The sequence below is a fragment of the Rhizorhabdus sp. P4_G5 genome (assembly GCF_056401065.1).
Genome location: NZ_JBFUKB010000001.1, coordinates 299294 through 324478, shown reverse-complemented (window position 1 = coordinate 324478; position 25185 = coordinate 299294). Strand labels below are relative to the sequence as shown.

The following is a 25185-nucleotide window of genomic DNA, read 5'->3' as shown; positions in this document are numbered from 1 at the left end:
GTGGCCCGTGAACAGTCAGCCGATGTCCGAAATGTCGACTCGCGCGCGCGAGGTGTTCCGCGTGGTGGTCGAGAGCTATCTTGGGTCGGGTACCCCGGTCGGCTCGCGCACGATATCGAAGCTCGCCGGGCTCAATCTTTCTCCGGCGTCGATCCGCAATGTCATGCAGGACCTGGAGGAGTTGGGCCTGCTCGAGGCGCCGCATACGTCGGCCGGCCGCATGCCGACCCAAAGTGGGCTGCGGCTGTTCGTCGATGGCATGATGCAGACGGCCGAGCCTTCAGCCGAGGAGCGCGCGGCGATCGAAGCGCGTGCATCGCGCGGCAGTCCGGTCGAGGAGGCGCTGGCGCAGACGAGCGCGGTACTGTCCGGCCTGTCGGCCTGTGCGGGCATTGTCCTGGTGCCCCGCCACGAGCCGGTGCTGCGCCAGTTCAGCTTCGTGCCGCTGTCGCGCCAGCAGGCCGTAGCCGTGCTGGTGGGCGAGGATGGCAGCGTCGAAAACCGCGTGGTCGACCTGCCGGCCGACCTGCCGCCTTCAGCACTGGTCGAAGCCGGCAATTTCATCAGCGAACGGCTCGCAGGGCTGACGCTCAGCGAGGCGCGGATGCGGATAGAGGCGGAGATCGGCCGGGAACGGGCTGCGCTGGATCAGGCGGCGGCGGCGCTGGTAACGCAAGGACTTGCGGTCTGGTCGCAGGACGGAAGCGCACGACCGGTACTGATCGTGCGCGGCCAGGCCAACCTGATTGATCCAACCGCCGCGGCAGATCTCGAGCGCGTGCGCCAGCTGCTCGATGAGATCGAGAGCAAGGAAGAGATCGCCCGGCTGCTCGAAGGTGCCCGCGCGGGGCAGGGGATGAAGATCTTCATCGGCTCCGAAAACAAGCTGTTCTCGCTGTCGGGCTCCTCGGTGATCGCGGCTCCCTATCGCGGCGCCGACGGCCGCGTCGTGGGTGTGGTGGGGGTGATCGGGCCGACCCGGCTCAACTATGCGCGCATCGTGCCGATGGTCGATTTCACCGCCCAGGCGCTGACCCGGATGATGGCCTGAACAACCGTCGCCTGCACATAGCTCAATTGCTGTTGTGCTGCCCGCCCTTGGACACCAAAGCCATCACGATCGGCTCGCTCAACATTTCCTCGAACTGAATGCCGAATCGATTACCCTCGACCCAGCGGACGATACCCGGAACCTCCAGGCTCTGTCGTTCGAGCAGCAGCCTGCAGCCGACCGGAGGGGGCGGCGAAGCGCTCAGCATCGCGCCGCCTTGCGACACGTCGAGCAGCACGCCGCTGGATTCGCCATGCACCGAGTAGAGGGTCGCCGCGAGCATGATGCGAAAGCGGCCATGGCGTCGCTCGTTCGCTTCCACTTGTTCACTGGCGAAGGCCATGGGGTCCCTGATCCCAGATAGATTCCGTTGCGATCCTTCGTTTACCGGGATTATCGCTAATGAATTGTTACTGTGAGCAGTTGACGACATTTTTCCCCTGATGTCCGCGGCTGTGGTAGAAAGCACCCAATGAGCGAGCCGTCGATCGGGTCAGTAACGGTGGAAGCGCCGCCTACAGCTTCGGACACGGCGCCGGAGGCAGGCGAACTCGTGGCGCGTCACCGGTTGTCGACGCGGCTGTGGCACTGGCTGAATGCGTTCACCATCTTCGTCATGCTGATGAGCGGCCTGATGATCTTCAATGCGCATCCGCGGCTCTATTGGGGCCATTATGGAGCCAATGCCGACAAGGCCTGGCTGCAGATTGGAGCGTCCGGCGATCGCGGCGTTCTCGTGCTGGGCAGCAAGAAGATCGAGACGACGGGCATGCTCGGCCTGTGGAAGGACCCGCAGGGGGCGATACAGCGCCGCGCCTTTCCCTGGTGGGCGACGATCCCCTCCAGCTACAGTCTGGCCGACGCACGGCTGTGGCACTTCTTCTTCGCCTGGGTGCTGGTGATTGCCGGGCTGGGCTTTTGGCTGGTCAGCCTCTTAAACCGGCATGTGCAGCGCGACCTGCTGCCCCGCCGCGGCGAGCTTCATCCGCGGCATATCTGGCAGGACATCCGCGATCATGCCCGGCTGCGTTTTCCGAAAGGCGTGGCCACGCTTCGCTATAATATTCTTCAGAAACTTGCCTATCTATCTGTAATATTTATCTTGTTTCCGCTGATCGTGCTGACCGGCCTGACCATGTCGCCCGCCGTCGATGCGGCCTGGCCGTGGCTGCTCGATCTCTTCGGCGGGCGGCAGTCGGCACGCTCGATCCACTTTCTCTGCGCTTTCGGATTCGTGCTGTTCATCCTGGTCCACCTGCTGATGGTGGTCCTGGCCGGGCCCTATAACGAGGTGCGTTCGATGATCACCGGCCGATTCCGCTTGCCTGGGAAGCGCCAGTCATGATCACCCGACGCGGACTGATCGGCTCGCTTGCCGCGGGTGCTGGCGGCGTGTTGCTGTCGGGCTGTAACAAGATCAACGCCGATCCCGGCGTGCGGTTGCTGCTGCAGAGCGCCGAAGGGCTGACGATGCGCGCGCAGCGGATCATCGGCGACCGCACTACGCTGGCGCGCGAGTTCACCGCTGCCGATCTGTCGCCGGTGTTCCGCTCCAACGGCACCCGTCAGCCCGCCGGCGCCGATTACGAGTCGCACCGGCTGTCCGGTTTCGCGGATTGGCGGCTGACCGTCGATGGGCTCGTCGCACGGCCGCAGACATTGTCGATGGCGCAGATCCGCGCGATGCCGCAGCGGACCCAGATCACCCGGCATGACTGCGTCGAGGGCTGGAGCGCGATCGGGCAGTGGACCGGTGTGCCGCTCAAGCTGCTGCTCGACCAGGCCGGGCTGCGATCCAATGCCCGCTACCTGATCTTCCACTGCGCTGACCGCTACGCACAGGCGGACTATTATGAGAGCATCGACCTGATCGATGCCTTCCACCCGCAGACGATCCTCGCCTGGGGCCTCAACCGGAAGCTCCTGCCGGTCGGCAATGGCGCACCGCTGCGGCTGAGGGTCGAACGGCAGCTGGGCTACAAGCATGCCAAATATATCCAGCGGATCGAAGCGGTAGACAGCCTGGCCGGCCGCGGGCTCGGCAAGGGCGGTTATTGGGAGGATTATCACGATTATGCCTGGTATGCCGGGATCTGAACCTGCGCCTCATCCCAGCGGGGCAGGCCTGCGGCTCTCGATCCAGCTGAACAACCCGACGCCGCCGATCACCAGCGCCGTCCCCGCCGCTTCCGGCAGGCCGAAGGGTTCGCCGAGCACGACGATGGCAAGGACGATCGTCACCAGGGGGCTGAGGGTAGAGATGATCGCCGTGCCCTGCGCACCGATCCGCGCCGTGCCGGCCGACATCATGAAGGTGGGTATGATTGTCGAGAAGATCGCGAGATACGATATCAGCAGCCAGGCATGGGGCGGCAGCGCCAGCACCGAAATGCTGTGCGTCGCCAGGAACTGGAGGATCAGCGTTACGCCCGCGGCGCTCAGGGCGATTGCCGAGAACAGCCCGGGGCCGCAGCGCAGGATCATCTCGCGGGCGAACAGCTGATAGAGGGCGAAGGTCGCCGCCGCCGTCAACACCAGCGCGGCCCCGCCCAGCATCGTCGGTGTCAGGCGTGACGGATTTGCGCCGAACATCACAATCAACCCGGCATAGCTCATCGACGCTCCGACCAGCGCGTGCAGCCGCAGCTGGTGCTTGAGCAGCACTCGCCCGAACAGCAGCACCAGGAACGGATAGGTGAACAGGATCAGACGCTCGGTCTGGGCCTCGAGCGTCGCGAGCCCTTCGAAATCAAGCCAGGACGAGACGTGATAGCCGATTATGCCCACCACGGCGGCGAGGCCGATGCTGCGTATATCGGGCCGCTTGTCGAACGGCCGCCGCCGCCATTCGATCACGCCGACCATGGCGAAGACCGGCAGCGACAGCATCATCCGAACAGCGAGCAGGCTCGTGCTGTCGATCGGATAGACATAGATGAGCTTGATCAGCACGCCCTTGACGGCGAACAGCATCGCACCCGCGGCGGACAGGGCAAAGCCCGTCAGCCGCCACCGCTCTGCCGGCGTAAATCGGATAGCCATCGATAATCCTTTCCCCTCCCGCGTGCGGGAGGGGGATGAGGTTCAGGCCGAGGCCTGGTCGACCGGAGCGCGGCCGCGTTTCACGATCATCTTGTTGAGCGCGTTCACATAGGCCTTGGCCGAGGCGACCATCGTGTCCTGATGCGCGCCACGGCCTCGGGTGGTGCGGCCGTGCTCCGACAGCAGCACCGAGACCTCGGCTTGTGCGTCGGTGCCGCCGGTGACGGCGTGGACTTCGTAGCGTTCGAGCACCGAGCTGTCGTGCGGGACGATCAGGCGGATGGCATTGAACAGCGCGTCGACGGGGCCGTTGCCGCGCGACGTGACAGTCTTTTCCTCGCCATCGATTTCGAGCGTCAGGATCGCGCGCTGTGGCCCGTTCGATCCGCAATAGATCTCGACTTCCCGGACCTGAATGGCATCGTGGCCGCGCAGCACCTCGTCATCCACGAGCGCGACGATATCCTCGTCAAAGACGGCCTTTTTTGCATCGGCGAGCTGCTTGAACCGGCCGAAAGCATCCTGGAAGGCGTTGTCGCCGAGCGTATAGCCCAGCTCCTCGAGCTTCTGTCGAAACGCGGCGCGGCCAGAATGCTTGCCCATCACCAGGCTGGACTGGGTCAGGCCGACGCTTTCCGGGGTCATGATCTCGTAGGTCGAGCTGTCCTTGATCATGCCGTCCTGATGAATGCCGCTTTCATGCGCGAAGGCATTGGCGCCGACGATCGCCTTGTTGGGCTGCACCTGGAAGCCGGTGATGCCCGAAATCAGGCGCGAAGCACGGGTGATCTCGGTCGAGACGATGCTGGTGGCGACCGGCATCACGTCGTGACGGACCTTCAGCGCCATGGCGATCTCCTCGACCGCGGCGTTGCCGGCGCGTTCGCCGATGCCGTTGATGGTCGATTCAACCTGGCCGGCGCCGGCCATCACCGCCGCCAGCGTATTCGCCACCGCCAGGCCCAGATCATTGTGGCAATGGGTTGAAAAGGTCGCCAGGCCGGCATTGGGCACGCGATTGATCATGTCGCGAAACATCGCGCCATAGGTTTCCGGCGTGGCATAGCCGACAGTATCCGGCAGGTTGATTGTCCGCGCTCCGGCGGCGATCGCGATTTCGATGGCTCGCGCCAGGAAATCGGGCTCGGAACGGGTCGCGTCCTCGGCCGACCATTCGACATCGGGGCACAGGTTGCGCGCCAGCCGCACGGTGCGGTCGATTGCCTCCAGCACCTCGTCGGGCGACTTGTTCAGCTTGACCCGCATATGCAGCGGCGACGTTGCGATGAAGGTATGAATACGCGGCGCAACCGCGTGCTGCACTGCTTCCCAGGCCCGTTCGATGTCGGCATTTGCCGCGCGCGCCAGACTGGCGACCGTGGCGCGATGGCACTGGCGCGCGACTTCGGACACTGCTTCGAAATCGCCCGGCGATGCGATGGCGAAACCGGCCTCGATGATGTCGACGCCCATCGCCTCCAGCTGGGCGGCGACCTGCAATTTCTCCTCGAGGTTCATCGAGCAGCCGGGAGACTGCTCGCCATCGCGCAAGGTCGTATCGAAAATCTTGATTATTCTGGTCACGGAACCTGCTCCTGCTGCAGGGTGGTCATTCTGGGCTGATGCTGACCCCTTAGACGCCGTGGCTTGCCGGGCCGGCCGACCCCAAGCGAAAACGCGCGCCTAAGGGCGCGTAAGTCGAAGCAGGAGGAGGGCGGTGTGCCGCGTCATTGCGCCGCGCTGATACATCGAACAGGCTTGGCAAGTCCATAGGCGATTCATCGCACCTGCTGGAACGGCCGGAAACAGGCGCGGACTTCGCTGGTGAAGAGTTCCGGCTGCTCGAACGCCGCGAAATGGCCGCCCCGGTCGAGCTCGTTCCAGTGGACGATATTCGGATAGTTGCGTTCCACCCAGCGCCTGCTGGCACGCAGGATCTCCTTGGGGAAGATGCTGCACCCGGTGGGCACCAGCACCTTCGTGGGGAGAAAGGTGGTGGCCAGGCTTTCCCAATAAAGCCGCGCGGATGAGGCGCCGCTGCCCGTCAGCCAGTAGACACTGATATTGTCGAGCATTTCGTCGACACTGAGGATATTTTCGGGATCGCCGCCGCAATCAGTCCAAGCGTGGAACTTCTCATATATCCAGGCGGCCTGGCCAACCGGGGAATCGACGAGGCTGTAGCCGATCGTCTGCGGCCGGGTCATCTGCTCGGTCGAGTAGCCGGTCTCCTCCTTCTGGAAGGCGGCGAATGACGCCCAATATCCTTTTTCCTCCGCCGTCCAGTCCGACTGATCGCTCGGATCGGGGAAGGCGCTCACCAGGTTGAGGTGGATCGCGGCCAGACCCGCCGGGGCGAGCGCGCCCAGCTTCGTCGTGACGGCGGAGCCCCAATCGCCACCCTGCGCCACATAGCGATCGTAGCCGAGCCGGTCCATCAAGATCGCCCACGCGCGGGCGGCGCGCTCGACGTTCCAGCCGGTTTCCGCCGGCTTGCCGGAAAAGCCATAGCCGGGGAGCGAGGGAATGATCAGGTGGAAGGCATCCTCGGCCCTGCCGCCATGCGCGGTGGGATCCGACAATGGCCCGACGACCTTCAGGAACTCGATGATCGACCCGGGCCAGCCATGGGTCAGGAGCAGTGGCAGCGCATCGGGATGAGGGGATCGGACATGCATGAAGTGGATCTGCAGACCATCGATCTCGGTCCGATACTGGCCCAGCGCATTGAGCCGGGCTTCGCAGCGCCGCCAGTCATAGCCATTGCGCCAGTAATCGCAGAGTGCCCGGACCTTCGCGAGCGGTACGCCCTGCGACCAGTCGTCCACAGGCTCCGCCTCCGGCCAGCGGGCATGGTCCAGTCGACGATGGAGATCGTCGATCTCGGCCTGCGGAACTGCGATCTGGAAGCTCTCGATTATCGACATGATCTCTCCACGATATGCTGAACACCTATGCATTGCCCTAGGTGCTGGCAATCAGGATTTCGGACGGAGCGCTTCCGTGAGCGAGGCGGTGGCGCTGCCCCTTCGGGCAGGCCTGGGCTGATCGGGAGCGGGAGCCCAGCCCGTCAGGTAGATGAGTTCGAAGGTTTCGCGCAGCCGTCCGTCGGGGCTGGCTGCAGTCTGGAATTGTCGGAACAGCTCGACGAGCCAGGCACGCCCCGGCCCCTTGCGCGCGCGCTGCACCAGCATGTTGGTGGCGGCCATCCCGCGTAGGTCGCGCATCAGCCGGAGCGGATCGCCATAACCGATGTCGAGGCGCTCGCTGTCGGCCACTTGCAGTGCGAACCCTGCACGCGACAGCAGATCGCCCGCCGAGCGAACGTCGATCTGGGGGTGGATGCGCGGCACCGCGCCGCCGCTGGCTGTGCTGTCGGCCGCGAGCGTCGCCGATTTCAGCCAGGCGAGGCTGCCGGCGCCGGCAAAGCTACCCAGAAACAGGCCGTCCGGCCGCAGCACCCGCCGGATCAGCGCGAGCGCACCGGGAAGATCGTTCACGCTGTCGAGCACACCCACTGACACCACGAGGTCGAAGCTCGCATCAGCGAAGGGCAGGCGATCCTCGTCGCACTGAACGCCGCCAGAGGCGTGGGCGAAGGCGAAACCCGCGTCGGCGCTGACGATCCGGCGTTCGGGCGCTGCAAGGCGTTCGGCGAGCAGCCCGTCATGGCTGCCCAGCACCAGCATCCTGTCGAACGCGCGTGTAACCATCGCGAGCCGTTCGGCCAGCTCGTCGGCCATATGCTCGATGAGGAAACCATGATCCGCGAACATAGGCGCGGCGCGATCCCGCCGCAGGCGTCGCAGTGTCCGGTCGAAAATCTCGGGCTGGTCCATCGCCGGCGCTTGTGCCGCCGGGCCGGTTGCATGACAAGGCTCCATGGGGCTGATCCGGGGCGTCAAGGCGGTGATCGGGGCGGGGGTGGCGTTTGCGCTGCCGCCGCGTTGCCCCGGCTGTGGCGCCATCACTCCCGATGTCGACGTCTTCTGCATCGATTGCTGGTCGGCGCTCGCTTTCCTGGGCGATCCGCAATGCGCACGATGCGGCGCCCCGTTCGAAGTCGATCCCGGCACGGGTGCGCTTTGCGGCGCCTGCCATGCCGACCCACCGCCGATCGACGCCATGCGGGCGGCCGTCGCCTATGGAGCCATCGCACGTGCGCTGGCGCTCAAGCTCAAATATGGACGGCGGCCGGGTATCGCCCGCACCATGGCTGCGCAGATGCGACGGCACATGGCACGCGATGGCGAGTGGCTGATCGTGCCGGTGCCGCTCCATCGCTGGCGGGTATGGTCGCGCGGCTACAACCAGTCGGCGCTGATCGCGCGCGCGCTGCTCCCGGAATCGGGCCATGTCCTCCTGCTCGACGCGCTGTCCCGCACCCGCGCGACGCCGATGCTGCGCGGGCTGGGGCCGGATCGCCGCGCGCGGGCGGTGCGCGGCGCCTTCGCGGTGCGGGACAAGGCGGCTGTGGCCGGGCGGCCGGTGCTGCTGGTCGACGATGTCTATACCACGGGCGCCACCGTCAACGCCTGCGCCAGGGCGCTCAAGCGTGCCGGCGCGACGCGGGTGGAGGTGCTCTGCTGGGCGCGCGTCGTGCGCGATGAGGATGTCGCGCAGGACCTGGCGCATTGACTTTCCGCCGGCCCGACAACATTTCGACGGTGAGAAGGACCCTGCCGCATGCCCAAAGTAGAGATCTACACGAAGGATTTCTGTCCCTATTGCTCGCGCGCCAAGGCGCTGCTCGATGTGAAGGGCGTCGCGTTCGAGGAATATAACATCAGTTCGGGCGGTGCGAAGCGGGCCGAGATGCTGCACCGTTCGAACGGGGGCTACACCGTGCCGCAGATATTCATCGACGGCAGTCATATCGGCGGCTGCGACGATATCTTCGCGCTCGATCGCGCCGGCAAGCTCGATCCACTGCTGACCGCCTGATGCGCGTTGCGATCCACCAGAGCCGGACGGGGATCGATCCCGCCGCCAATGCCCGATCCCTCGTCGAGGCGATTCGCCGGGCGAAGACCGGCGGGGCGGACATGTTGTTCACCCCCGAAATGTCCGGCCTGCTCGATCAGAAGCGGGCTCGCGCGTCCGAGCATCTGCACGACGAGGCGAGCGATCCGGTGCTGGCGGCGGTCCGTACCGCGGCGGCCGATGCGGGCCTGTGGGTGGATCTCGGCTCGCTGGCATTGACCGGCGGGTCCGATGGCCGGTTGGTCAACCGCGGCTTCATCATCGACGACAAGGGCGCGATCCGCGCGCGCTACGACAAGATCCATCTGTTCGATGTCGACTTGCCGACCGGAGAAAGCTGGCGCGAGTCCGCTGCCTATGCGCCGGGCGGGCGCAGCGTGGTCGCGGTGACGCCCTGGGCCCGGATCGGCCTGTCGATCTGCTACGACATGCGCTTCCCGGACCTTTATCGCGCGCTGAGCAACGCCGGCGCGGAGATATTGTCGGTGCCGGCTGCGTTCACCGTGCCGACCGGCCGGGCGCACTGGCATGTTCTGCTGCGGGCCCGCGCGATCGAGGCCGGAGCATTCGTGATCGCTGCGGCGCAATCCGGCGAACATGAGGACGGTCGCGCCACCTACGGCCATTCGCTGGTGGTCGATCCATGGGGCGAGGTCCTGCTCGACATGGGCGAGGGCGAGGGCGTCGGCTTTGCCGATCTGGATATGGCCCGGCTTGCCGACATTCGGGCTCGGGTGCCCGTTCTCCAGCATCGCCGAGCTATCGCGCCGGTCGAGATCAGCGCATGATTGTCTTCGATCTCAGCTGCAAAAGTGCGGGCCATGTGTTTGAAATATGGTTCGGCTCTTCTTCCGACTATGAGGAGCAGAAGGCCCGCGGGCTGGTGAGCTGCCCCTATTGCGGATCGACCGACATCGACAAGGCGGTGATGGCGCCCAATGTCGGTGCCAAGGGCAACAGCCGCAGCGAGGCGGCGACCGCCGTCGTGCCAGCCGCCGCTAATGTGCCGTCGCCGGCCGAGTTCAAGGCGATGGTGAAAAAGCTGGCCGAGGTGCAGGCCAGGATGCTCGAAGGATCCGACTATGTCGGCCCCAGCTTCGCCGATCAGGCGCGCTCGATGCACCTGGGCGAACAGGACGCGCGGCCGATCCACGGCCAGACCACCGTCGAGGAAGCCAAGGCTCTGATCGAGGAAGGCGTGCCGGTCGCGCCGCTGCTGCCGGTGGTGCCCCCCGAGTCGAAGAACTGACTATGGGGCCCGCCGGCGTTCGCCGGACGTGTAGCGGTTGGCAAAGGAGAGGGTTTGGTGGTCCCGGAGGGACTCGAACCCCCGACGCCCACTTTAGGAAAGTGGCGCTCTATCCGGCTGAGCTACGGAACCACGGAGGCGCTTCCTAGTCCCGCGAGATGATTCGGTCCAGCCGTCTCGGCGCAGCTCGATCCCGGCTTCGATCCGCGGTCGGCTGCCGGGCTCGACTCGGACGGCATTAAAGATCAACATGTATGCAGGATGACCGGCAGGCAAACACCTGGTGACGATGGCACAGATCCCGTCTCCTACGCGGGCTACCTGGCGCTCGATGTCATCCTTTCTGCCCAGAAGCCCCTGTCCGACATGCATGACGAACTATTGTTCATCATCATCCATCAAACGAAGGAGTTATGGCTCAAGCAGATGATCGCCGAGCTGATGCTGGCAAAGCGTCTCGCACGGACAGGCCTGCTGGTGGAGGCCTATAAGTCGCTCGCGCGAATCTCGCGTATCCAGGCGGTCATGACATTGTCGTGGGATGTGCTCGCGACGATGACTCCGAGCGACTATAGCGGCTTCCGCGGCGTCCTCGGGGCAAGTTCGGGCTTCCAGTCCTACCAGTTCCGTACCGTCGAATTCCTGCTCGGACTGAAGGAGGCTGGCCACCTCGAGCACCAGCTGGAGGCTCCGCACGCGCACGCCGCCCTCGAAGCCGCCTTATATGCCCCGTCGCTTTGGGACGATGCCAATGCCGCGCTGGCCGCGGCGGGCTTTGCCGTGCCGGACCACATTCTCGAGCGGGACTGGAGCCAGCCCTATGTTCCGGATCCGGCGGTGGAGGCCGCCTGGGCCGAGGTGTATCGCGACACGGGCCGCTGGTGGGAGCTGTACCAGTTCGCCGAGAAGTTGGTGGACATCGATGAGGCGCTGGCGATCTGGCGGCACACGCATATGCTCACCGTGTCGCGCATCATCGGCGGCAAGCGGGGCACGGGCGGGACGGCCGGGGTCGCTTATCTTCAATCCACCGTCGTCAAGCGCGCCTTTCCCGAACTCTGGTCCCTGAGAACGCAGTTGTGAATGGCCCTGCGGCACGGCCGGATCACAAGCATCTGTTCCAGCGTGCTCTCGCCGCGGCGCCGGGTCGCCTGCACATGGCGGCGCACAGCCATCACCTCTGGCCGGACGCAAGCTTCGCCGGCCAGATGGCAGCATGGGAGGATGCGGCGCGCCTTGCCGATCGCAAATGGGATCGCGTGTTGGGCGAAGTCTGGCCCGCGGCGCAACGCCATGTCGCCGCTGAGCTGCGGCTGCCCGATCCGACGAGCATAGTCTTCGCACCGAACACGCATGAGCTCCTGGTCCGCCTCGTCTCGTCGCATCCCGCCGCGCGTCCGCTACGGGTGCTGACCAGCGAGGGCGAGTTTCACAGCTTTCGCCGCCAGGCGGCGCGCTGGGCGGAGGCGGGCGAGATCGTGCTGGAGTCTGTGCCCGTTACGGGAGACGGTTTTACCGAGCGCTTCATTGCCCGCGCAAGAAGTGGCGAGCATGACCTGATATTCGTCAGCCATGTCATGTTCGGCAGCGGCCTTGTGTTCGATCGCCTGGGTGAACTGGCTGAGCTCGCAGATGCGGCGGGACCATGGGTGGTGATCGACGGATATCATGGCTTCATGGCGATCGAGACCGATCTCTCCGCTTTCGCCGATCGCGTCTTCTACCTCGCCGGCGGTTATAAATATGCGATGGCGGGCGAAGGCGTGGCGCTGATGCATGCTCCTGCGGGCTTCGGACCACGACCGATCGTCAGCGGATGGTATGCGGAGTTCGACGATCTCGCCTTGCCGCGGGGGACGGTGGGTTATGCCCAGGATGCGCGTCGCTACCTTGGCGCAACCTTCGACCCGTCGGGACTGTATCGCTTCGTCGCCGTCCGCGACATGCTCGATGCCGAAGGTCACTCCACGGAGTCGATCTGCGCGCACGTCTCTGCATTGCGCGCTGCATTGCTGGCGTGCGTCGATGCAACGGCGTTGGGCAGCGCCGAGCTGCTCAACCCGCCAGGCGGACCAGCGCAGGCCCGCTTCCTCGCATTCCGTTCCTCACGCGCCGCGCCCTGGAAGGCTGCGCTCGATGAGGACCAGGTTATTGTCGATGTGCGGGGCGATGTGTTGCGGATCGGCCTGGGGCTGTATCATGATCGGCACGATGTCGAGCGACTGATCACGATATTGGGCAGGCTGGGGCCGTAGGCTGTCGCGCGGTCCGGATGGTGGGACCTTCAATGCATGATTAGGCCAATGCGATTATCGGATCGGCAAGGCCGCAGCGGGGCATATGTGGATTTGCAACGCTGCTGGGGATTCCCTGAGACCGAAAATTGGAGCGGGTGAAGGGAATCGAACCCTCGTCGTAAGCTTGGGAAGCTTCTGCTCTGCCATTGAGCTACACCCGCATTTCAATCACTTAGAGACTTTTTGAAAGTAATTTGTCTCTTTTTTGTCTCTTATTCCTCGAGCATCGCATGACGTCGTGCCGGACCCTCTTAGCAAATCGGATTGGTATGTGAAGGGGCAGAAGCTACGCCGCACCACATGGTTTTGACCCGTGCCGATGCCCTTACTACGTTGGCAGGCGATTTCGGTGTACCGAACCTGCTTGTGTCCTATTGCAACCCCGATCGCCGTCGTAGGCGGCGATATTGTGAAAGGATATGTTTGTACGCACGTCACGACGCCAAGACTTACCGGCTTGGGGAATTGTCCAACCGCCTCAAGGCGGGCAATGTGGGCAGGGCTGTACAGCACAACCGCACGCACCTGCTTCTTTGAGAGCAACCTATCCATCGCGAACGCCATCTCTGGAGCCTCGCGAGGCTCAAGGTTTCACCCTTGGGCGAGCAACCGTACCATGAAGCCCGCGTACTTCGCCAGATCGGCGGGTTTCCCCTTTATGTAACGATATTTTCGTAACCTAACCGATCGGAGTTCCGCCTTCTGGTGCCGTGTCCGCAGCCGGTGCAGCAGCAGAGGGCTGCTTATCCTTGTCATCGGCTGGCTGGTCGGGCTCGGTCACGGGGCATGCGAGCTTGAGTGTATGTGCCTCTTTACCAAAATACGGCGTTGGAGCACCTTCCTCGCGGATGACGCCTTGCCAAGCCTCGTCTGTCAGGGCGTTCGCTAAGGTCAATATTTGATCGCCGGTGATGAGGTCTGAAAGGGAGCAATCCAAATAGTCTTTCGTCAGCCGGAAGGCGCGATAACGGAAGGGAGTGCTCGGCAAAGGTGACAACGGACGATCAGGAATTGTGGCGACCTTGGCTTCATTCACAAGATTCCCCAGCTTCCGCAGCATCGATTGCAACTGGTCAGCGCCGCGTACGTTTTCTAGTCGGTCAATAGCCAACGCAAGTTCAGCATCCACCCTCGCGGCGTTCAGCGATGCTACGGCGTCTTCGCTGACTGCCTGACTGGGAGCGAACTTTGCTTGGAGATCCGATATGCGTTTGGCGACATCGGCCGCAACATTGGTTGAATCTTTCGTAATTTCAAAAATTACATATGCCGTCTCTAACAAGCAAAAAGCGGTTGAATTCTCGTTGATCGAATAAACACGGGCTCCGCCGTACCTCAGGCCGTCAGGCACGAACCGATAGTCAGGCAGGGGCATCCCGGCCAAGTTACGCCGACGCTGCGAGGATTCTAGCTTGCTAAGACGTTCGCGGGGTTGTGGATCGTCACTATTCGATACCGGTGGAACGCACGGACGAGTTCGTGCGGCTTCGTCGAACACGATAAATTGCGAAGCGTAGACCGGTGTTGCGAAGGTAGCGTCCTGCGCCTGTGGATTTTGTTTGCTGACAACGGCGACAAGGTGCTGGCGAACCGCCTTATTGAATGCGGGTGTATCTACCGGAAGAGCGCCGAGGTCAGGTATTTTAACGCGGAGAGCGGCTTGCGTCTTCGCGCCGGGTTTACCATCTATTTTGAGGCCTGATCCCAATTCGCGCTGAAGTGCTTTGATTTCAGCATCACTGAGTTGGGCACTACTTACTTCATTAGACGATTTTTCCGATGTGGTAGTGTCCGGTTCGACCTTCTGCTGCTCGTTTGGAAAGAGCTGGAACGACATATCCAAGATTGCGCGATTGTGCTTACCTGAAATGAGCTGATCCGCGACTTGCACGGCGGTATCAACGATTGGCCCAGCGGCCGCCGCTCCCGATATGTAGGAGCTAATGAAGCTCGCGCCTTTCTTGATCGCTTCAAGATTGGCGCGCAAGGCTGCATCTTTATCATCCCGAACATCGTATAGTCTTACTCGTACACTCGGCGGGTAGAGGTAGAACCATTCATTCTGTGAGAATATAACCTGATTCAGGAATTGAAGGTTGCCTTCGGGCGGGACGTCCGTCTGGTAAAAGGCGACGATTGGCTTCTGCAAGGCTTTAGCGCCATTGAAGTCGAGGACAATCGCAATATCGCGCCTGCAATGTTTCTTGCACTGCCCCGCGGGATTGAACTTGGCCAAACCACCAATACCGACCCGGTGCAAACGTACAGTAATTGGACTTCCATTCGCGATTTTTCTGCGAAGGGCGCAGTTTCCCCGCGCTTGCGCGACCTTGTCGTGACCATCTGTCACGTCCTCGGCATCCAGCCAGCCCTTCAGTTTGGATGGCGCAAATAGGCGATAGCTTTTATCAGCCTCGGGACCGCACAAGTCGACGTAATATGGAACGCTAGCCGGAACCATCGACGTTCTAACGCTGCTCGATGTGCTGGCCACATCGTCGCCGTTTCCGAGGCAGCCCGTTAGCGCTATGCACAGCAAAGTGGCGCCAATATGCCAAACTCTAGCTCCCATTGTTTCCCCCAACGAACCCTGTGTCGCCAAAACATTCATCGCCGCACGGGATGGATCCTATCTTATCGATAGTCGAACCGATGCAATATTAGGTGCAAACACGCGCAGTAGACGAGTATCAGAATATGGATCTATCGATGTCGAGGCAGATGAGCCATAATATCAATCTGTTTCTTATCCGTTATGGATCGAAAAAATGCCCTTCCCCGAAGGAAGGGCATCGTGCTTTCAAGGAAAGCGCGTTAAATCAGAGGTTTGCTATTTCGAAATGATATTGCCTAGAAAGGTCTCATATCGACCCAACGCAGCTCGTTTCTCCTTGAGGCGATCAGGACGCAGGTTTCCTCGTTCCGGGTGCCTCAGAGGATGAGGGGCCGGAAAATGCTTCTGGTGCCGTCTCCTGAAGCGTTCGAGACAAGCTTGAGTTCGCTCCGTCCTGGCTTCTACCAGCGACAGGTCGGGTATTTCGCGATGGTGACGAGTTTGCGGTTGTGGCCGCACATGACGATCCACGTTTTGGTCTTCAGCCGACACGGTTGTCGAAGCCGGGTGTCTTGGTATCAAAGAACTTGGGATTCTTGTCGGAGCCTTTCAGACCCCGAATGCTGATCTCCGTCAAAGTATCTCGGGCACAATCTGTCTCCTTTCTGTCTCCACTATAGAATGCGTAGGGGTGAACGGCATGGTCAGCATGAGGACAGAATGGTCAGCATGAGGACAGAAAGGTCGAGGAAAGCCGGGCTTTCCATCCGTGGGATCGAGCGGCGTTGGGCATCTGCCGATGGCCATCGCCTGATCCGCCCGCCGATTGCGACAAGGACAGGCCATTGGTCAACGTGCAGTCTGTTCTGCTAAGGCGTCGGCATGACCCACGACAGTCCTGATACCCGACGCGATGTGCGGACCGCAATGATATCCGGCGCTCGGGGCGCATGCCCGGCGTGCGGCGAGGCTGCGCTGTTCGCGCGCTTCCTGAAGCCGGTGGGCCAATGCCCGGGCTGCGGCCAGGACTGGACCTTGCACAGCGCCGACGATCTGCCCGCCTATCTGGTGGTGCTGATCCTCGGCCATATCCTCGTGCCGTTCGTCGTCGCCGCCAATCTGCGATTCGACATGCCGATGTGGGTGCAGATGACGCTGTGGCCGGGGCTCGCCCTGATCCTGGCGACGCTGATGATCCAGCCCGCCAAGGGCGCGGTGATCGGGCTGCAATGGGCGCGGCGGATGCACGGCTTTTCGGGCGGGCGATGACGGCGGCCTTTCTATTCGATCCGGCGCACAAGATGCTTTCTAAGCCGCTCTAATCTCGATTATAGCTGCCGGGGCGAGTTTGCGGGGGAAGCTGAGTTGGCGGTGGGATCGGACTGGCGCACGCTGACCTGGCGTGCTTGGGGACGGCCCCGCGAATTCACGGCGCCGCAGCTGCAGAAGGCATGCGAATATGCGATGATCGCGCTGGTCGGGGCCGCCGCGCTTGGCCTCGCCTGGGCGCTCGCGGCACCGACCGCGCGTGATGATGCGGGGTCGTCTGCGCCGGCACGCTTCGACAGGACGCCAGCCGCTTTCGTCGCCTTCGACCCCTTCTTCCGGCTGAGCCGCGGCGCGGGCGAGCCGGGCGTGGTCACCTCGCTCAACCTCACCCTCCACGGCGTAAGAGCCGACCAGGCATCGGGCCGCGGCTCGGCGATCATCAGCCTGCCCGACGGCACCCAGAACAGCTATGCGGTCGGCGACGAGATCGTGCCGGGCGCGGTGCTGGCGGGGGTGGCGTTCGACAGCGTCACCATCCGCCGCGATGGCGCCAGCGAGACGCTGTATCTCGACCAGTCGACCGCCGCCCCGATCGCCGCCGCTCCCGCTGCCGCGACTGCGCCCGACCCGTTCGCGGCGATCCGGGCCGGCGGCGCGGCATCGGCACCACCGCCGCTGATCGCCGACATCTCGGCCGAGCCGCGGATGCGTGGCGGACGGGTCGATGGCTATATCCTGCGCCCCGGATCGGTGGGCACGGCGTTCGCCGGGGCGGGCCTGCTGCCGGGCGATGTGCTGATGACGATCAATGACCGGGCCGTGGGCGACGGCGCAGGGCTGGAGCAGCTCGCCGGCGGCGGCAAGCCGGTATCCGTCCAGATCGAGCGTGGCGGCAAGCCGATGACGTTGACGATCGGAGCAGCGAAGTGAAGCCGTGGATAGCCTTCGGCGCGCTGGCGCTGTGCGCAGCCCCAATCGCGGCGCAGCAGGTGCTGAACCTGCGCGATGCCGACATTCGCGCGTTCATCCAGGATGCGGCGCGCGTGACCGGGCGGAATTTTATCATCGATCCCCGGGTGACCGGCAAGGTGTCGGTCGTGACCGACCGCGCGCTCAGCAGGAGCGAGTATTTCGAACTGTTCCTGTCGACCCTGCGCGTCAACAGCCTGGTCGCGGTGCCGATGAGCGGCGGTGGCTTCCGCATCCAGCCTGCCGAGGGCGCGGCGGCGCTTGCCGGACGGATCGGCTCGGCCAATGGTTCGGGCAATAATTTCGTGACCGACGTCGTCCGGCTGCGCGCCACCGATGCGACGACCGCGATCGACACGCTCAAGCCGCTGGTCAGCCCGCAAGGGTCGATCACCGCCAATCGCAGCGCCAATTCGCTGGTGATCGCGGACTATGCCGACAATCTGCGCCGCATGCGCAGCCTGATCGCGCAGATCGACCGCGACAGCACGACCACCCGGATGATCCCGTTGAAGAATGCCGGTGCTCGCGAGATCGCTTCTGCGCTCAGCACGCTGACGGCGGGGCAGGGCGGTGCCGCCAGCGGCGCCACCGTGGTGGCGGTCGACAGCGGCAACGCATTGCTGCTGCGCGGCGACGGCCCGAGCGTGTCGCGGATGGCCGCGCTAGCCGAGGATCTCGACAGTCGCGCCGCCAGTGCCAGCGAGATCCGGGTGATCTTCCTGCAATATGCGGACGCCGCCAAGCTGATGCCTGTGCTGCAGCAACTGATCGGCCAGGCCGGGGAGGTCCCTGCGCCGACCGCCGGCAATGGCGCCGCAACGGCTGCGGCGCCCGCTCCGGCGCCACACGGCAAGGGCGAGGCTATCGTCACCCGCTACGAAGGCGCCAACGCGATCATCATAGCCGGGCCGGCCGACGTGCAGCGGACGCTGGGCGGGGTGATCCGGCAGCTCGATACGCGCCGCGATCAGGTGCTGGTCGAGGCGATCATCGTCGAGATTTCGAACGATGCCGCCCGCAAGCTCGGCGTCCAGTTTCTGCTGGGCGGCAAGCCCGGCTCGGGCGTGCCGATCGCGGCGACCAACTATTCGAATGCCGCGCCCAACATCCTGACGATCGCAGGCGCCGTCGGCGCGCGCGAGCTTGCCACCAAGACGACCGTCGTCAACGGCACCACCACGACCACGACCGAGAACAGCGCGATCAGCGACCAGCTCGCCGAGGCAGCGGTCAGCTCGATCCTCAATGCCGGCGGCGGTTTCGCCGGCTTTGCCGACAAGATCGGGCATAACGCGATCTTCGGGGCGATCATCAACGCGGTGCAGACCGACACCAAGTCGAACATCCTGTCGACGCCATCGGTGCTGACGCTCGACAATCAGGAGGCCAAGCTGCTGGTCGGGCAGGAAATCCCGATCACCACCGGCCAGGCGCTGTCGAACAATTTCGAGAACCAGTTCCGCACCGTCCAGCGCCAGAATGTCGGCATCCAGCTCGAGGTAAAGCCGCAGATCAATGCCGGCGGCGCGATCAAGCTGTTCCTGCGCCAGGAGGTCTCCTCGATCGCGGGGCCTGTCACCAGCGGCTCGGCCGACCTGATCCTCAACAAGCGCGAGATCGAGACGACGGTGACCGTCGACGATGGCGACATCATCGCGCTCGGCGGTCTGCTCGACGACAATGAGCGCCGGACGATCGAGGCGATCCCGCTGCTGAGCCGGATCCCCGGCATCGGCGAGCTGTTCAAGTCGCGCTCGCGCAGCCATGTGAAGACCAACCTCATGGTGTTCATCCGGCCGACCATCCTGCGCAGCCCTGGCGACGCCCAGCGGCTCGCGGCGCAGCGCTACGGCTATATCCGCGGCGAGCAGATCCGCTACGGCAAGCCGGGCGAGGAGCCGGGGATCGACGAGCTGGTGACCGACTATATGGGCACGACCGCGCCGGTGGCTCCGCCGGCTTCGGCCGCTCCAGCCGGGCAGCCCGAGATCATCGTCCCCAAGGTGACCACATCACGCCAGGTGATTCGCCCCGTGCCGGTGCCGCCCTCCGCCAAGCCGCGCGGGCAATGAGCGAAGCGGCGACCATCGCATCCGCGCCGGCCATTCCCTATGCCTTTGCACGGCGCACCGGGCTGGTGCCGCTTGCGGCAAGCGATGGAGAAGGCCGCCCGATCATCGGGATGAGCAGTGCCGCCGACCGCAATGCCTTGATCGAGCTACGCCGCTATCTCGGCCATGGCTTCGTGGTGGAGCCGCTCGCGCCCGACCGGTTCGAGCGGGCGCTCTCCGAACATTATGCGATCGATGGGCAGGCGGCGGAAATCCTCGGTGGCGCACTGGTGACCGGCGAGGAGCTGAGCGCGCTTGCCAGCGACATCCCGACGAGCGCCGACCTGCTCGACAGCGCCGACGACGCGCCGATCATCCGGTTGATCAACGGCGTGATCGCCGACGCGGTGCGCAGCGGCGTCTCGGACATTCACTTCGAGCCCTATGACAGCGGGCTCGTCATCCGCATGCGGATCGACGGGGTGCTGGCCGAGCGGCTGCGCCTGCCGGTCGCGGTCGCGCCGCTGGTGGTGAGCCGCATCAAGGTGATGTCGCGGCTCGACATCGCCGAACGCCGCCTGCCGCAGGATGGGCGCATCGGCCTGTCGATCGCCGGGCGCCTGCTCGACGTGCGCGTCTCCACCTTGCCCGGCCGCTCGGGTGAACGGGTGGTGCTGCGCATCCTCGACAAGGAAGCGGCCGGGATCGCGCCCGAGGCGCTGGGGATGCCGGCGCGGATAGAGAACGCGTTCCACCACGCGCTGACCGAACCCAACGGCGTCATCCTCGTCACCGGGCCGACCGGATCGGGCAAGACCACCACGCTCTACGCGGCGCTCCGCCTGCTCAACGACGGCAGCCGTAATATCCTGACGGTCGAGGATCCCGTCGAATATGCGATCGACGGCGTCGGCCAGACCCAGGTCAATCCGAAGGTTGGCCTGGACTTCGCGGCCGGGCTGCGCGCGATCCTGCGCCAGGATCCGGATGTGGTGATGGTCGGCGAGATCCGCGATCGCGAGACGGCCGACATCGCGACGCAGGCGTCGCTCACCGGCCATCTCGTCCTGTCGACCGTTCACACCAACGATGCCGTCGGGGCGATCACGCGGCTGCGCGACATGAAGATCGAGCCCTTCCTCATCGCATCGACCCTGCGCGTCGTGATCGCCCAGCGGCTCGTCCGCCGGCTTTGCCCGATGTGCAGCATCGCCGATCTGCCGGCGCCCGGCGTGCGGATCGGGCTGAAGCTCAAGAAGGACGAGCAGGTGCGTTCGCCGGGCGGCTGCGACGCCTGTGGGCAGAGCGGCTATCGCGGGCGGATCGGGCTGTTCGAGCTGATCCGGATCGACGATCGCATCCGCGCGGTGATCAACGACAATGGCGACGAGGATGCGATCGCGCGGCTCGCCTTCGCCGATGGCGACAGATTGGCGAAAGCGGCGCGGCGGCTCGTTCGCGATGGCGTCACCAGTCCCGAGGAGGCGTTGCGAATCCTGCGTAGCGATGGCGGCGATGGCTGATTTCGCCTGGCATGCGATCGACTCCGGCGGGCGCGAACGCCGCGGCCGCATCCACGCGCCGTCGCTGGATGAAGCGAAGGCACGGCTCGAGGCGCGCCGCTATTATGTGGTGACGGTCGACAAGGCAGGGGAGGGGCCGGGGCCCAGCCTCGCCGCCAGCCTGTTCCAGCGGCGGCCGAAGCTTTCCCTGCGTGAATTGACCCTGTTCACCCGCCAGTTCGCGACGCTGATCCAGGTCTTGCCGATCGAAGAGGCGCTGCGCAGCATCGCCCGCCAGATGACGAAGCCGCGGGCGGTCGGGGTGATCGAGTCGGTCCAGGCGTCGGTGCTGAGTGGCCATCGGCTCGCTGATGCGCTCGCCGTCGAGACGGCCAGTTTCCCGCCGCTCTATCGTGCGATGGTGGCAGCCGGTGAGGCGAGCGGCACCCTGCCCGACATATTGTCGCGGGTCGCCGATCTGCAGGAGCGGCAGGCCGAGGTCCGCAACAAGCTGGTCAGCACGCTGGCCTATCCTGCGGCGTTGGCGCTAGTCGCGGCTGGCGTCGTGCTGGCGCTGATGCTGTTCGTGGTGCCCCGGATCGTCGAGCAATTCGAAACGGTGGGGCAGCAGCTGCCGCTCCTCACCCGCATCGTCATCGCGACCTCGCATTTCATCGGTGCCTGGTGGTGGGCAATGCTGGCTGGCTTCGCGGCGGCGGCGCTGGTGTTCGCGCGGCTGATCGCCGATCCCGTCCGGCGGCTCCGCTTCGATGGCTGGCTATTGCGCTTGCCCTTGATCGGCGGGCTGATCCGCGACCTGCACGCTGCGCGGATGGCGCGGACGCTGGCGAAGATGGTCGAAAGTCGACTGCCGGTGGTCGAGGGACTTGCCATGACGATCCCCACTTTGCGCAACCACGCGTTGCGCGACGCCACTCGCGCTATCGTCGAGGATATCCGGGGCGGGTCGAGCCTGTCGGCCTCGCTGCGCCGCGCCGGGCTGTTCCCGGCGATCCTGGTCCACATGGCGGCGAGCGGTGAGGCGGCAGGCCGGCTCGACGATATGCTCGAACGTGCCGCCGACTATCTCGAACGCGAGTTCGACATGTTCACGGCGACGATGCTGTCGCTGCTCGAACCCGCGGTGATCGTGGTGATGGGCGCGGTTGTCGCGCTGATCATCCTGGCGATCCTGCTGCCGGTGCTGCAACTCGATACATTGGCGGGAATTTCGTGATACGCTTCCATCTTCTCTCGTCATTCCAGCGGAAGCTGGAATCTCTTTTCTCTCGCTCGCCAGGCGAGGAAGGCAGTGAGAATCCAGCTTTCGCCGGGATGACGGGGGACGGGGAGAGCGGCTTCACGCTTATCGAACTGATGGTCGTCATCCTGATCCTCGGTCTGCTCGCCACCGTCGTCGCGCTCAACGTCATGCCGGCGCAGGACAAGGCGATGGTCGAGAAGGCCCGTACCGATGTCGCGCTGCTCGAGCAGGCGGCCGAGCGTTATCGGCTCGACATGTTCGCCTATCCGTCGAACGAGGCGGGCCTTCAGGCGCTGGTCCGGCCGCCGGCCGGGCTCGCGCACCCGGAGCGCTATCCGCAGGGCGGCTATATCAAGCGGCTGCCCGACGATCCCTGGGGCAATGCCTATCATTATCAGGCACCGGGGCGGCATGGACCGGTCGATATCTATAGCCTGGGCGCGGACAACCGCGAGGGCGGCGAGGGACAGGATGCCGATATCGGCAACTGGAAATGACCGCGGCTTCACGCTGATCGAGCTGCTCGTGGTGCTGGCGATCATCGCCGTCGGTGCGACCGCGGTGCTGCTGAGCCTGCGGGGCCCCGAGCGGACGCTTCGCGACAGCAGCGAGCGGCTTGCCGCGCAGGCGGCGGCGTTGCGCGATGAAGCGGTGATGGCGTCGAAGCCGATGGCGATCCGGATCGGTGCCGGCGGCTATGGCTTCGAACGATATGACGGCGGCGCCTGGGTCGCCGAGACGGGCAAGCCGTTCCGCCATGTCGATCTGCCGGAAGGCATGTCGGTGACTGCCGTGCCCTCGGGTGAGCAGCGCATTCGCTTCGACACCACCGGCCTGGCCGATCCGGTGGTGCTTTCGCTCGATTATCAGGGGCTGCGGCGAACGGTGACGGTCGATGCGGGGGGGGATGTTCGGCTTGGCAGCTGACGATAGCCAGCAGCGCGGGTTCACGCTGATCGAAGTGATGGTGGCGCTCGCCGTCTTCAGCCTCGCCGCGCTGACCCTGCTGCGGCTCGAAGGTGCGACCATGACCAACGCGCGCATGCTCGAGGTCCGCACCGCCGCCGAGATCGTCGCGCGCAACCGCGCCGTCGAGGTGCTGACCGACCCCATCGCGCCGTCGATCGGCAAGGTCAGCGGCAGCGAGATGCAGGCTGGGCGGCCCTGGCCCTGGGTGCGCGTCACGCGGCCGATGCCGGATGCCGGGCTCGTCGCGGTGTCGATCCACGTCGCGAGCCCGTTCGGCGGCGAGGCGGCGGCGATCACCGTCTATCGGCGGGTGACGTGATGCGCGCGCGGCACTCGCTATCGTCATTCCAGCGCAAGCTGGGATCTCCCTGCCTCCGCCCCACGTCGAAGAAGAACAATCAGGTCCCAGCTTTCGCGGGGACGACGGAATGCAGATCAAATGGCTTCACCCTCGTCGAACTGCTCGTCGCCCTCGCCATCTTCGCGCTGCTCGCGGTCGCCGGCGGCTATCTGCTCGGTTTCTCGCTGCGCGCGCAGGAGAGTAGCGGGCGCTCGCTCGATCGGGTGGCCGCCGTGCGTCGCGCCTCGGTGCTGCTGACCGCGGATATGGCGCAGATCCTGCCGCGGACGAACCGCGACGAACGCGGCGACCGGCAGCCGGCGGTGATAGGCGGGGAGAGCGCACTCGGTTTCGTGCGGGGAGGCTGGATCAACGACAGCGATGCGCCGCGCTCGGCGCTGCAGAAGGTGTCCTACAGCCTCGTCGGGCGGGCCCTCATCCGCACCAGTTGGCCGATGGTCGACGGCGTCGCACCAGACCGGGCCGTGCGCAGCGCGCTGGTGACGGGCGTGTCGCGGCTTGGCCTGCGCTACCGGATGGCGGGTGCCTGGACCGAAAGCTGGCAACCGCGCCTGCCGGCCGATGTCCCGGATGCGATCGAACTCACCATGACGGTCGACGGCATCGGCGACATTCGCCAGCTGTTCCTTGTCGGGATCAGCCGGTGAAGCCGGGCGAACGCGGCGCGGCGCTGCTCGCGGTGCTGCTGCTGGTGGCGCTGATCGCGACGCTGGCGGCGTTGGCGATGGACCGGCTCGCTCTGGCGACGCGGCTTGCCGGCAACGCGCGGGCGGTGGACCAGGCGCGGGGCTATGCGCTTGGCGCCGAGGGACTCGCCACGCTGATCGTCGACCGGCTCAGCGACCGCGTAAAGGGCGAGGCATCCTTGCCGGCGGGATGGGCGGGCGAGACGCGCGCCATTCCGATCGAGGGCGGCGTGATCCGGGCCCGGCTCCGCGACGGCGGCGCCTGCTTCAACGTCAACAGCCTGGTGACGGGCAACCAGCTGAGCGGTTTCTCCGCACGCCCGCAGACGATGGAGCGGCTTTCCACCTTGCTGCTGCTAGCGGGCGTCCAGCCGACCCGCGCCCGGCCGATCGTCGCAGCAATCACCGACTGGATCGACAGCGACGGGACGCCGCAGCCGCAGGGCGCCGAGGATTCAGTCTATGCGCGCGCGCCGGTGCCCTATCGCACGGCGAATACGCTGATGGCCGATGTCAGCGAGCTGCGCGCCGTGGCCGGAGTGACACCGGCCGTCTATGCGGCGCTGCGGCCCTGGGTCTGCGCCTTGCCGCTCAACGAGGTCGCACCGATCAACGTCAACATCCTGCCGCCCGAGCGCGCGCCGCTGCTGGCGATGCTCTATGGCGGCCGGCTCTCTGTCCTGCAGGCGGCGGCGCTGCTGCGCGGCCGGCCCGCCGGTGGCTGGGCCGATGCAGCGGATTTCCGCCGGTTGCCGGCCATTGCCGCTGCCGGACACGCAACCGGCCCTGGCGAGGAAATCGCCGTCCGGTCACGCTGGTTCTCGCTGGAGCTTGACGTGACGCTGGACGGTGCGCAGGTGAAGGAAGCGGCTCTGATCGACGGCGGCATCGCGCCGTCGCGGGTGGTCAGCAGGGCCTGGGGGAATCGATAGCAG

At 65.0% G+C, this 25185-nt stretch carries 25 protein-coding genes and 2 tRNA genes; 19 read left to right on the top strand and 8 right to left on the bottom strand.

The window, feature by feature from the left end; genetic code table 11:
- Positions 1-22: 22 nt before the first annotated feature.
- Positions 23-1051 carry a heat-inducible transcriptional repressor HrcA gene (gene hrcA, locus AC1DQK_RS01515; RefSeq protein WP_477866983.1) on the top strand — a complete coding sequence of 343 codons (1029 nt, stop codon included), beginning with the start codon at positions 23-25 and terminating at the stop codon, positions 1049-1051.
- A gap of 22 nt (positions 1052-1073) precedes the next feature.
- On the opposite strand, the gene AC1DQK_RS01510 is transcribed toward hrcA, so the two are convergent.
- On the bottom strand, positions 1074-1394 hold the full coding sequence (locus tag AC1DQK_RS01510; RefSeq protein WP_477866634.1) for a PilZ domain-containing protein: 321 nt from the start codon (positions 1392-1394) through the stop codon (positions 1074-1076).
- A gap of 129 nt (positions 1395-1523) precedes the next feature.
- Here AC1DQK_RS01510 and AC1DQK_RS01505 point away from each other — a divergent pair, with 129 nt between their 5' ends.
- Together AC1DQK_RS01505 and AC1DQK_RS01500 are read left to right on the top strand one after the other, a co-directional pair.
- Positions 1524-2396: a cytochrome b/b6 domain-containing protein gene (locus AC1DQK_RS01505; protein WP_477866632.1), complete on the top strand. Its 873-nt coding sequence runs from the start codon at positions 1524-1526 to the stop codon at positions 2394-2396.
- Entirely contained in the window at positions 2393-3148 is a 756-nt protein-coding gene (locus AC1DQK_RS01500) for a molybdopterin-binding protein (RefSeq protein ID WP_477866630.1), read from the top strand. Before AC1DQK_RS01505 ends, AC1DQK_RS01500 begins: the two co-directional genes overlap by 4 nt.
- A gap of 9 nt (positions 3149-3157) precedes the next feature.
- Here the strand turns inward: AC1DQK_RS01500 and AC1DQK_RS01495 are convergent, their stop codons facing one another.
- The 4 genes from AC1DQK_RS01495 to AC1DQK_RS01480 all read right to left on the bottom strand — a co-directional run bounded on the left by AC1DQK_RS01495 (position 3158) and on the right by AC1DQK_RS01480 (position 7977).
- Positions 3158-4093 carry a DMT family transporter gene (locus AC1DQK_RS01495; RefSeq protein ID WP_477866628.1) on the bottom strand — a complete coding sequence of 312 codons (936 nt, stop codon included), beginning with the start codon at positions 4091-4093 and terminating at the stop codon, positions 3158-3160.
- Positions 4094-4135: 42 nt separating this feature from the next.
- Positions 4136-5677: a 2-isopropylmalate synthase gene (locus tag AC1DQK_RS01490; protein ID WP_477866626.1), complete on the bottom strand. Its 1542-nt coding sequence runs from the start codon at positions 5675-5677 to the stop codon at positions 4136-4138.
- A gap of 194 nt (positions 5678-5871) precedes the next feature.
- Positions 5872-7020, bottom strand: a complete 1149-nt coding sequence (locus AC1DQK_RS01485; RefSeq protein ID WP_477866624.1) for an alpha/beta fold hydrolase — start codon at positions 7018-7020, stop codon at positions 5872-5874.
- Positions 7021-7071: 51 nt separating this feature from the next.
- Positions 7072-7977 carry a methyltransferase domain-containing protein gene (locus AC1DQK_RS01480; RefSeq protein WP_477866622.1) on the bottom strand — a complete coding sequence of 302 codons (906 nt, stop codon included), beginning with the start codon at positions 7975-7977 and terminating at the stop codon, positions 7072-7074.
- On the opposite strand from AC1DQK_RS01480, the gene AC1DQK_RS01475 reads away from it, so the two are divergent.
- From AC1DQK_RS01475 to AC1DQK_RS01460, 4 genes are read left to right on the top strand one after another with little or no spacing between them, the layout of a single operon-like run.
- On the top strand, positions 7976-8731 hold the full coding sequence (locus tag AC1DQK_RS01475; RefSeq protein ID WP_477866620.1) for a ComF family protein: 756 nt from the start codon (positions 7976-7978) through the stop codon (positions 8729-8731). The two genes, AC1DQK_RS01480 and AC1DQK_RS01475, sit on opposite strands and share 2 nt — an antisense overlap.
- Before the next feature lie 48 nt (positions 8732-8779).
- Positions 8780-9037 carry a glutaredoxin 3 gene (gene grxC / locus AC1DQK_RS01470; protein WP_477866618.1) on the top strand — a complete coding sequence of 86 codons (258 nt, stop codon included), beginning with the start codon at positions 8780-8782 and terminating at the stop codon, positions 9035-9037.
- Positions 9037-9864 (top strand): carbon-nitrogen hydrolase family protein, encoded by an 828-nt coding sequence (locus AC1DQK_RS01465; protein ID WP_477866616.1) that lies wholly within the window; start codon positions 9037-9039, stop codon positions 9862-9864. Before grxC ends, AC1DQK_RS01465 begins: the two co-directional genes overlap by 1 nt.
- Positions 9861-10325, top strand: coding sequence for a DUF1178 family protein (locus tag AC1DQK_RS01460; RefSeq protein ID WP_477866614.1), 465 nt, complete (start codon positions 9861-9863; stop codon positions 10323-10325). Before AC1DQK_RS01465 ends, AC1DQK_RS01460 begins: the two co-directional genes overlap by 4 nt.
- Positions 10326-10380: 55 nt before the next feature.
- On the opposite strand, the gene AC1DQK_RS01455 is transcribed toward AC1DQK_RS01460, so the two are convergent.
- Positions 10381-10457, bottom strand: a tRNA-Arg gene (locus AC1DQK_RS01455).
- 129 nt (positions 10458-10586) lie between these two features.
- Here AC1DQK_RS01455 and AC1DQK_RS01450 point away from each other — a divergent pair.
- Positions 10587-11408 carry a tryptophan 2,3-dioxygenase gene (locus AC1DQK_RS01450; protein ID WP_477866612.1) on the top strand — a complete coding sequence of 274 codons (822 nt, stop codon included), beginning with the start codon at positions 10587-10589 and terminating at the stop codon, positions 11406-11408.
- The gene (locus tag AC1DQK_RS01445) at positions 11405-12580 is read left to right on the top strand and encodes an aminotransferase class V-fold PLP-dependent enzyme (protein ID WP_477866610.1); all 1176 of its coding nucleotides are present in this window, start codon (positions 11405-11407) and stop codon (positions 12578-12580) included. The genes AC1DQK_RS01450 and AC1DQK_RS01445 overlap by 4 nt, the downstream gene beginning before the upstream one ends.
- Positions 12581-12709: 129 nt before the next feature.
- Here the strand turns inward: AC1DQK_RS01445 and AC1DQK_RS01440 are convergent.
- Both AC1DQK_RS01440 and AC1DQK_RS01435 read right to left on the bottom strand, forming a co-directional pair.
- Positions 12710-12783 (bottom strand) — tRNA-Gly (locus AC1DQK_RS01440).
- Between the two features lie 518 nt (positions 12784-13301).
- Positions 13302-15233 carry a hypothetical protein gene (locus tag AC1DQK_RS01435; protein WP_477866608.1) on the bottom strand — a complete coding sequence of 644 codons (1932 nt, stop codon included), beginning with the start codon at positions 15231-15233 and terminating at the stop codon, positions 13302-13304.
- A gap of 825 nt (positions 15234-16058) precedes the next feature.
- On the opposite strand from AC1DQK_RS01435, the gene AC1DQK_RS01430 reads away from it, so the two are divergent.
- The 10 genes from AC1DQK_RS01430 (at position 16059) to gspK (ending at position 25182) form a co-directional block, all read left to right on the top strand.
- A complete protein-coding gene (locus AC1DQK_RS01430) occupies positions 16059-16445 on the top strand; it encodes a DUF983 domain-containing protein (protein WP_477866606.1) in 387 nt (128 codons plus the stop codon).
- A gap of 102 nt (positions 16446-16547) precedes the next feature.
- Positions 16548-17375 (top strand): type II secretion system protein N, encoded by an 828-nt coding sequence (locus tag AC1DQK_RS01425; protein WP_477866981.1) that lies wholly within the window; start codon positions 16548-16550, stop codon positions 17373-17375.
- Positions 17372-19489, top strand: a complete 2118-nt coding sequence (gene gspD / locus AC1DQK_RS01420) for a type II secretion system secretin GspD (protein WP_477866604.1) — start codon at positions 17372-17374, stop codon at positions 19487-19489. The genes AC1DQK_RS01425 and gspD overlap by 4 nt, the downstream gene beginning before the upstream one ends.
- A complete protein-coding gene (locus AC1DQK_RS01415; protein ID WP_477866602.1) occupies positions 19486-20991 on the top strand; it encodes a GspE/PulE family protein in 1506 nt (501 codons plus the stop codon). Before gspD ends, AC1DQK_RS01415 begins: the two co-directional genes overlap by 4 nt.
- Positions 20984-22207 carry a type II secretion system inner membrane protein GspF gene (gene gspF, locus AC1DQK_RS01410; protein ID WP_477866600.1) on the top strand — a complete coding sequence of 408 codons (1224 nt, stop codon included), beginning with the start codon at positions 20984-20986 and terminating at the stop codon, positions 22205-22207. Before AC1DQK_RS01415 ends, gspF begins: the two co-directional genes overlap by 8 nt.
- Before the next feature lie 98 nt (positions 22208-22305).
- On the top strand, positions 22306-22731 hold the full coding sequence (gene gspG, locus AC1DQK_RS01405; protein WP_477866598.1) for a type II secretion system major pseudopilin GspG: 426 nt from the start codon (positions 22306-22308) through the stop codon (positions 22729-22731).
- Positions 22706-23161, top strand: coding sequence for a GspH/FimT family pseudopilin (locus AC1DQK_RS01400; RefSeq protein WP_477866596.1), 456 nt, complete (start codon positions 22706-22708; stop codon positions 23159-23161). The genes gspG and AC1DQK_RS01400 overlap by 26 nt, the downstream gene beginning before the upstream one ends.
- On the top strand, positions 23151-23522 hold the full coding sequence (gene gspI / locus AC1DQK_RS01395; protein ID WP_477866594.1) for a type II secretion system minor pseudopilin GspI: 372 nt from the start codon (positions 23151-23153) through the stop codon (positions 23520-23522). Before AC1DQK_RS01400 ends, gspI begins: the two co-directional genes overlap by 11 nt.
- Positions 23522-24211 (top strand): type II secretion system minor pseudopilin GspJ, encoded by a 690-nt coding sequence (gene gspJ / locus AC1DQK_RS01390; protein WP_477866592.1) that lies wholly within the window; start codon positions 23522-23524, stop codon positions 24209-24211. The genes gspI and gspJ overlap by 1 nt, the downstream gene beginning before the upstream one ends.
- On the top strand, positions 24208-25182 hold the full coding sequence (gene gspK, locus AC1DQK_RS01385) for a type II secretion system minor pseudopilin GspK (protein ID WP_477866590.1): 975 nt from the start codon (positions 24208-24210) through the stop codon (positions 25180-25182). Before gspJ ends, gspK begins: the two co-directional genes overlap by 4 nt.
- Positions 25183-25185 lie beyond the last annotated feature (3 nt).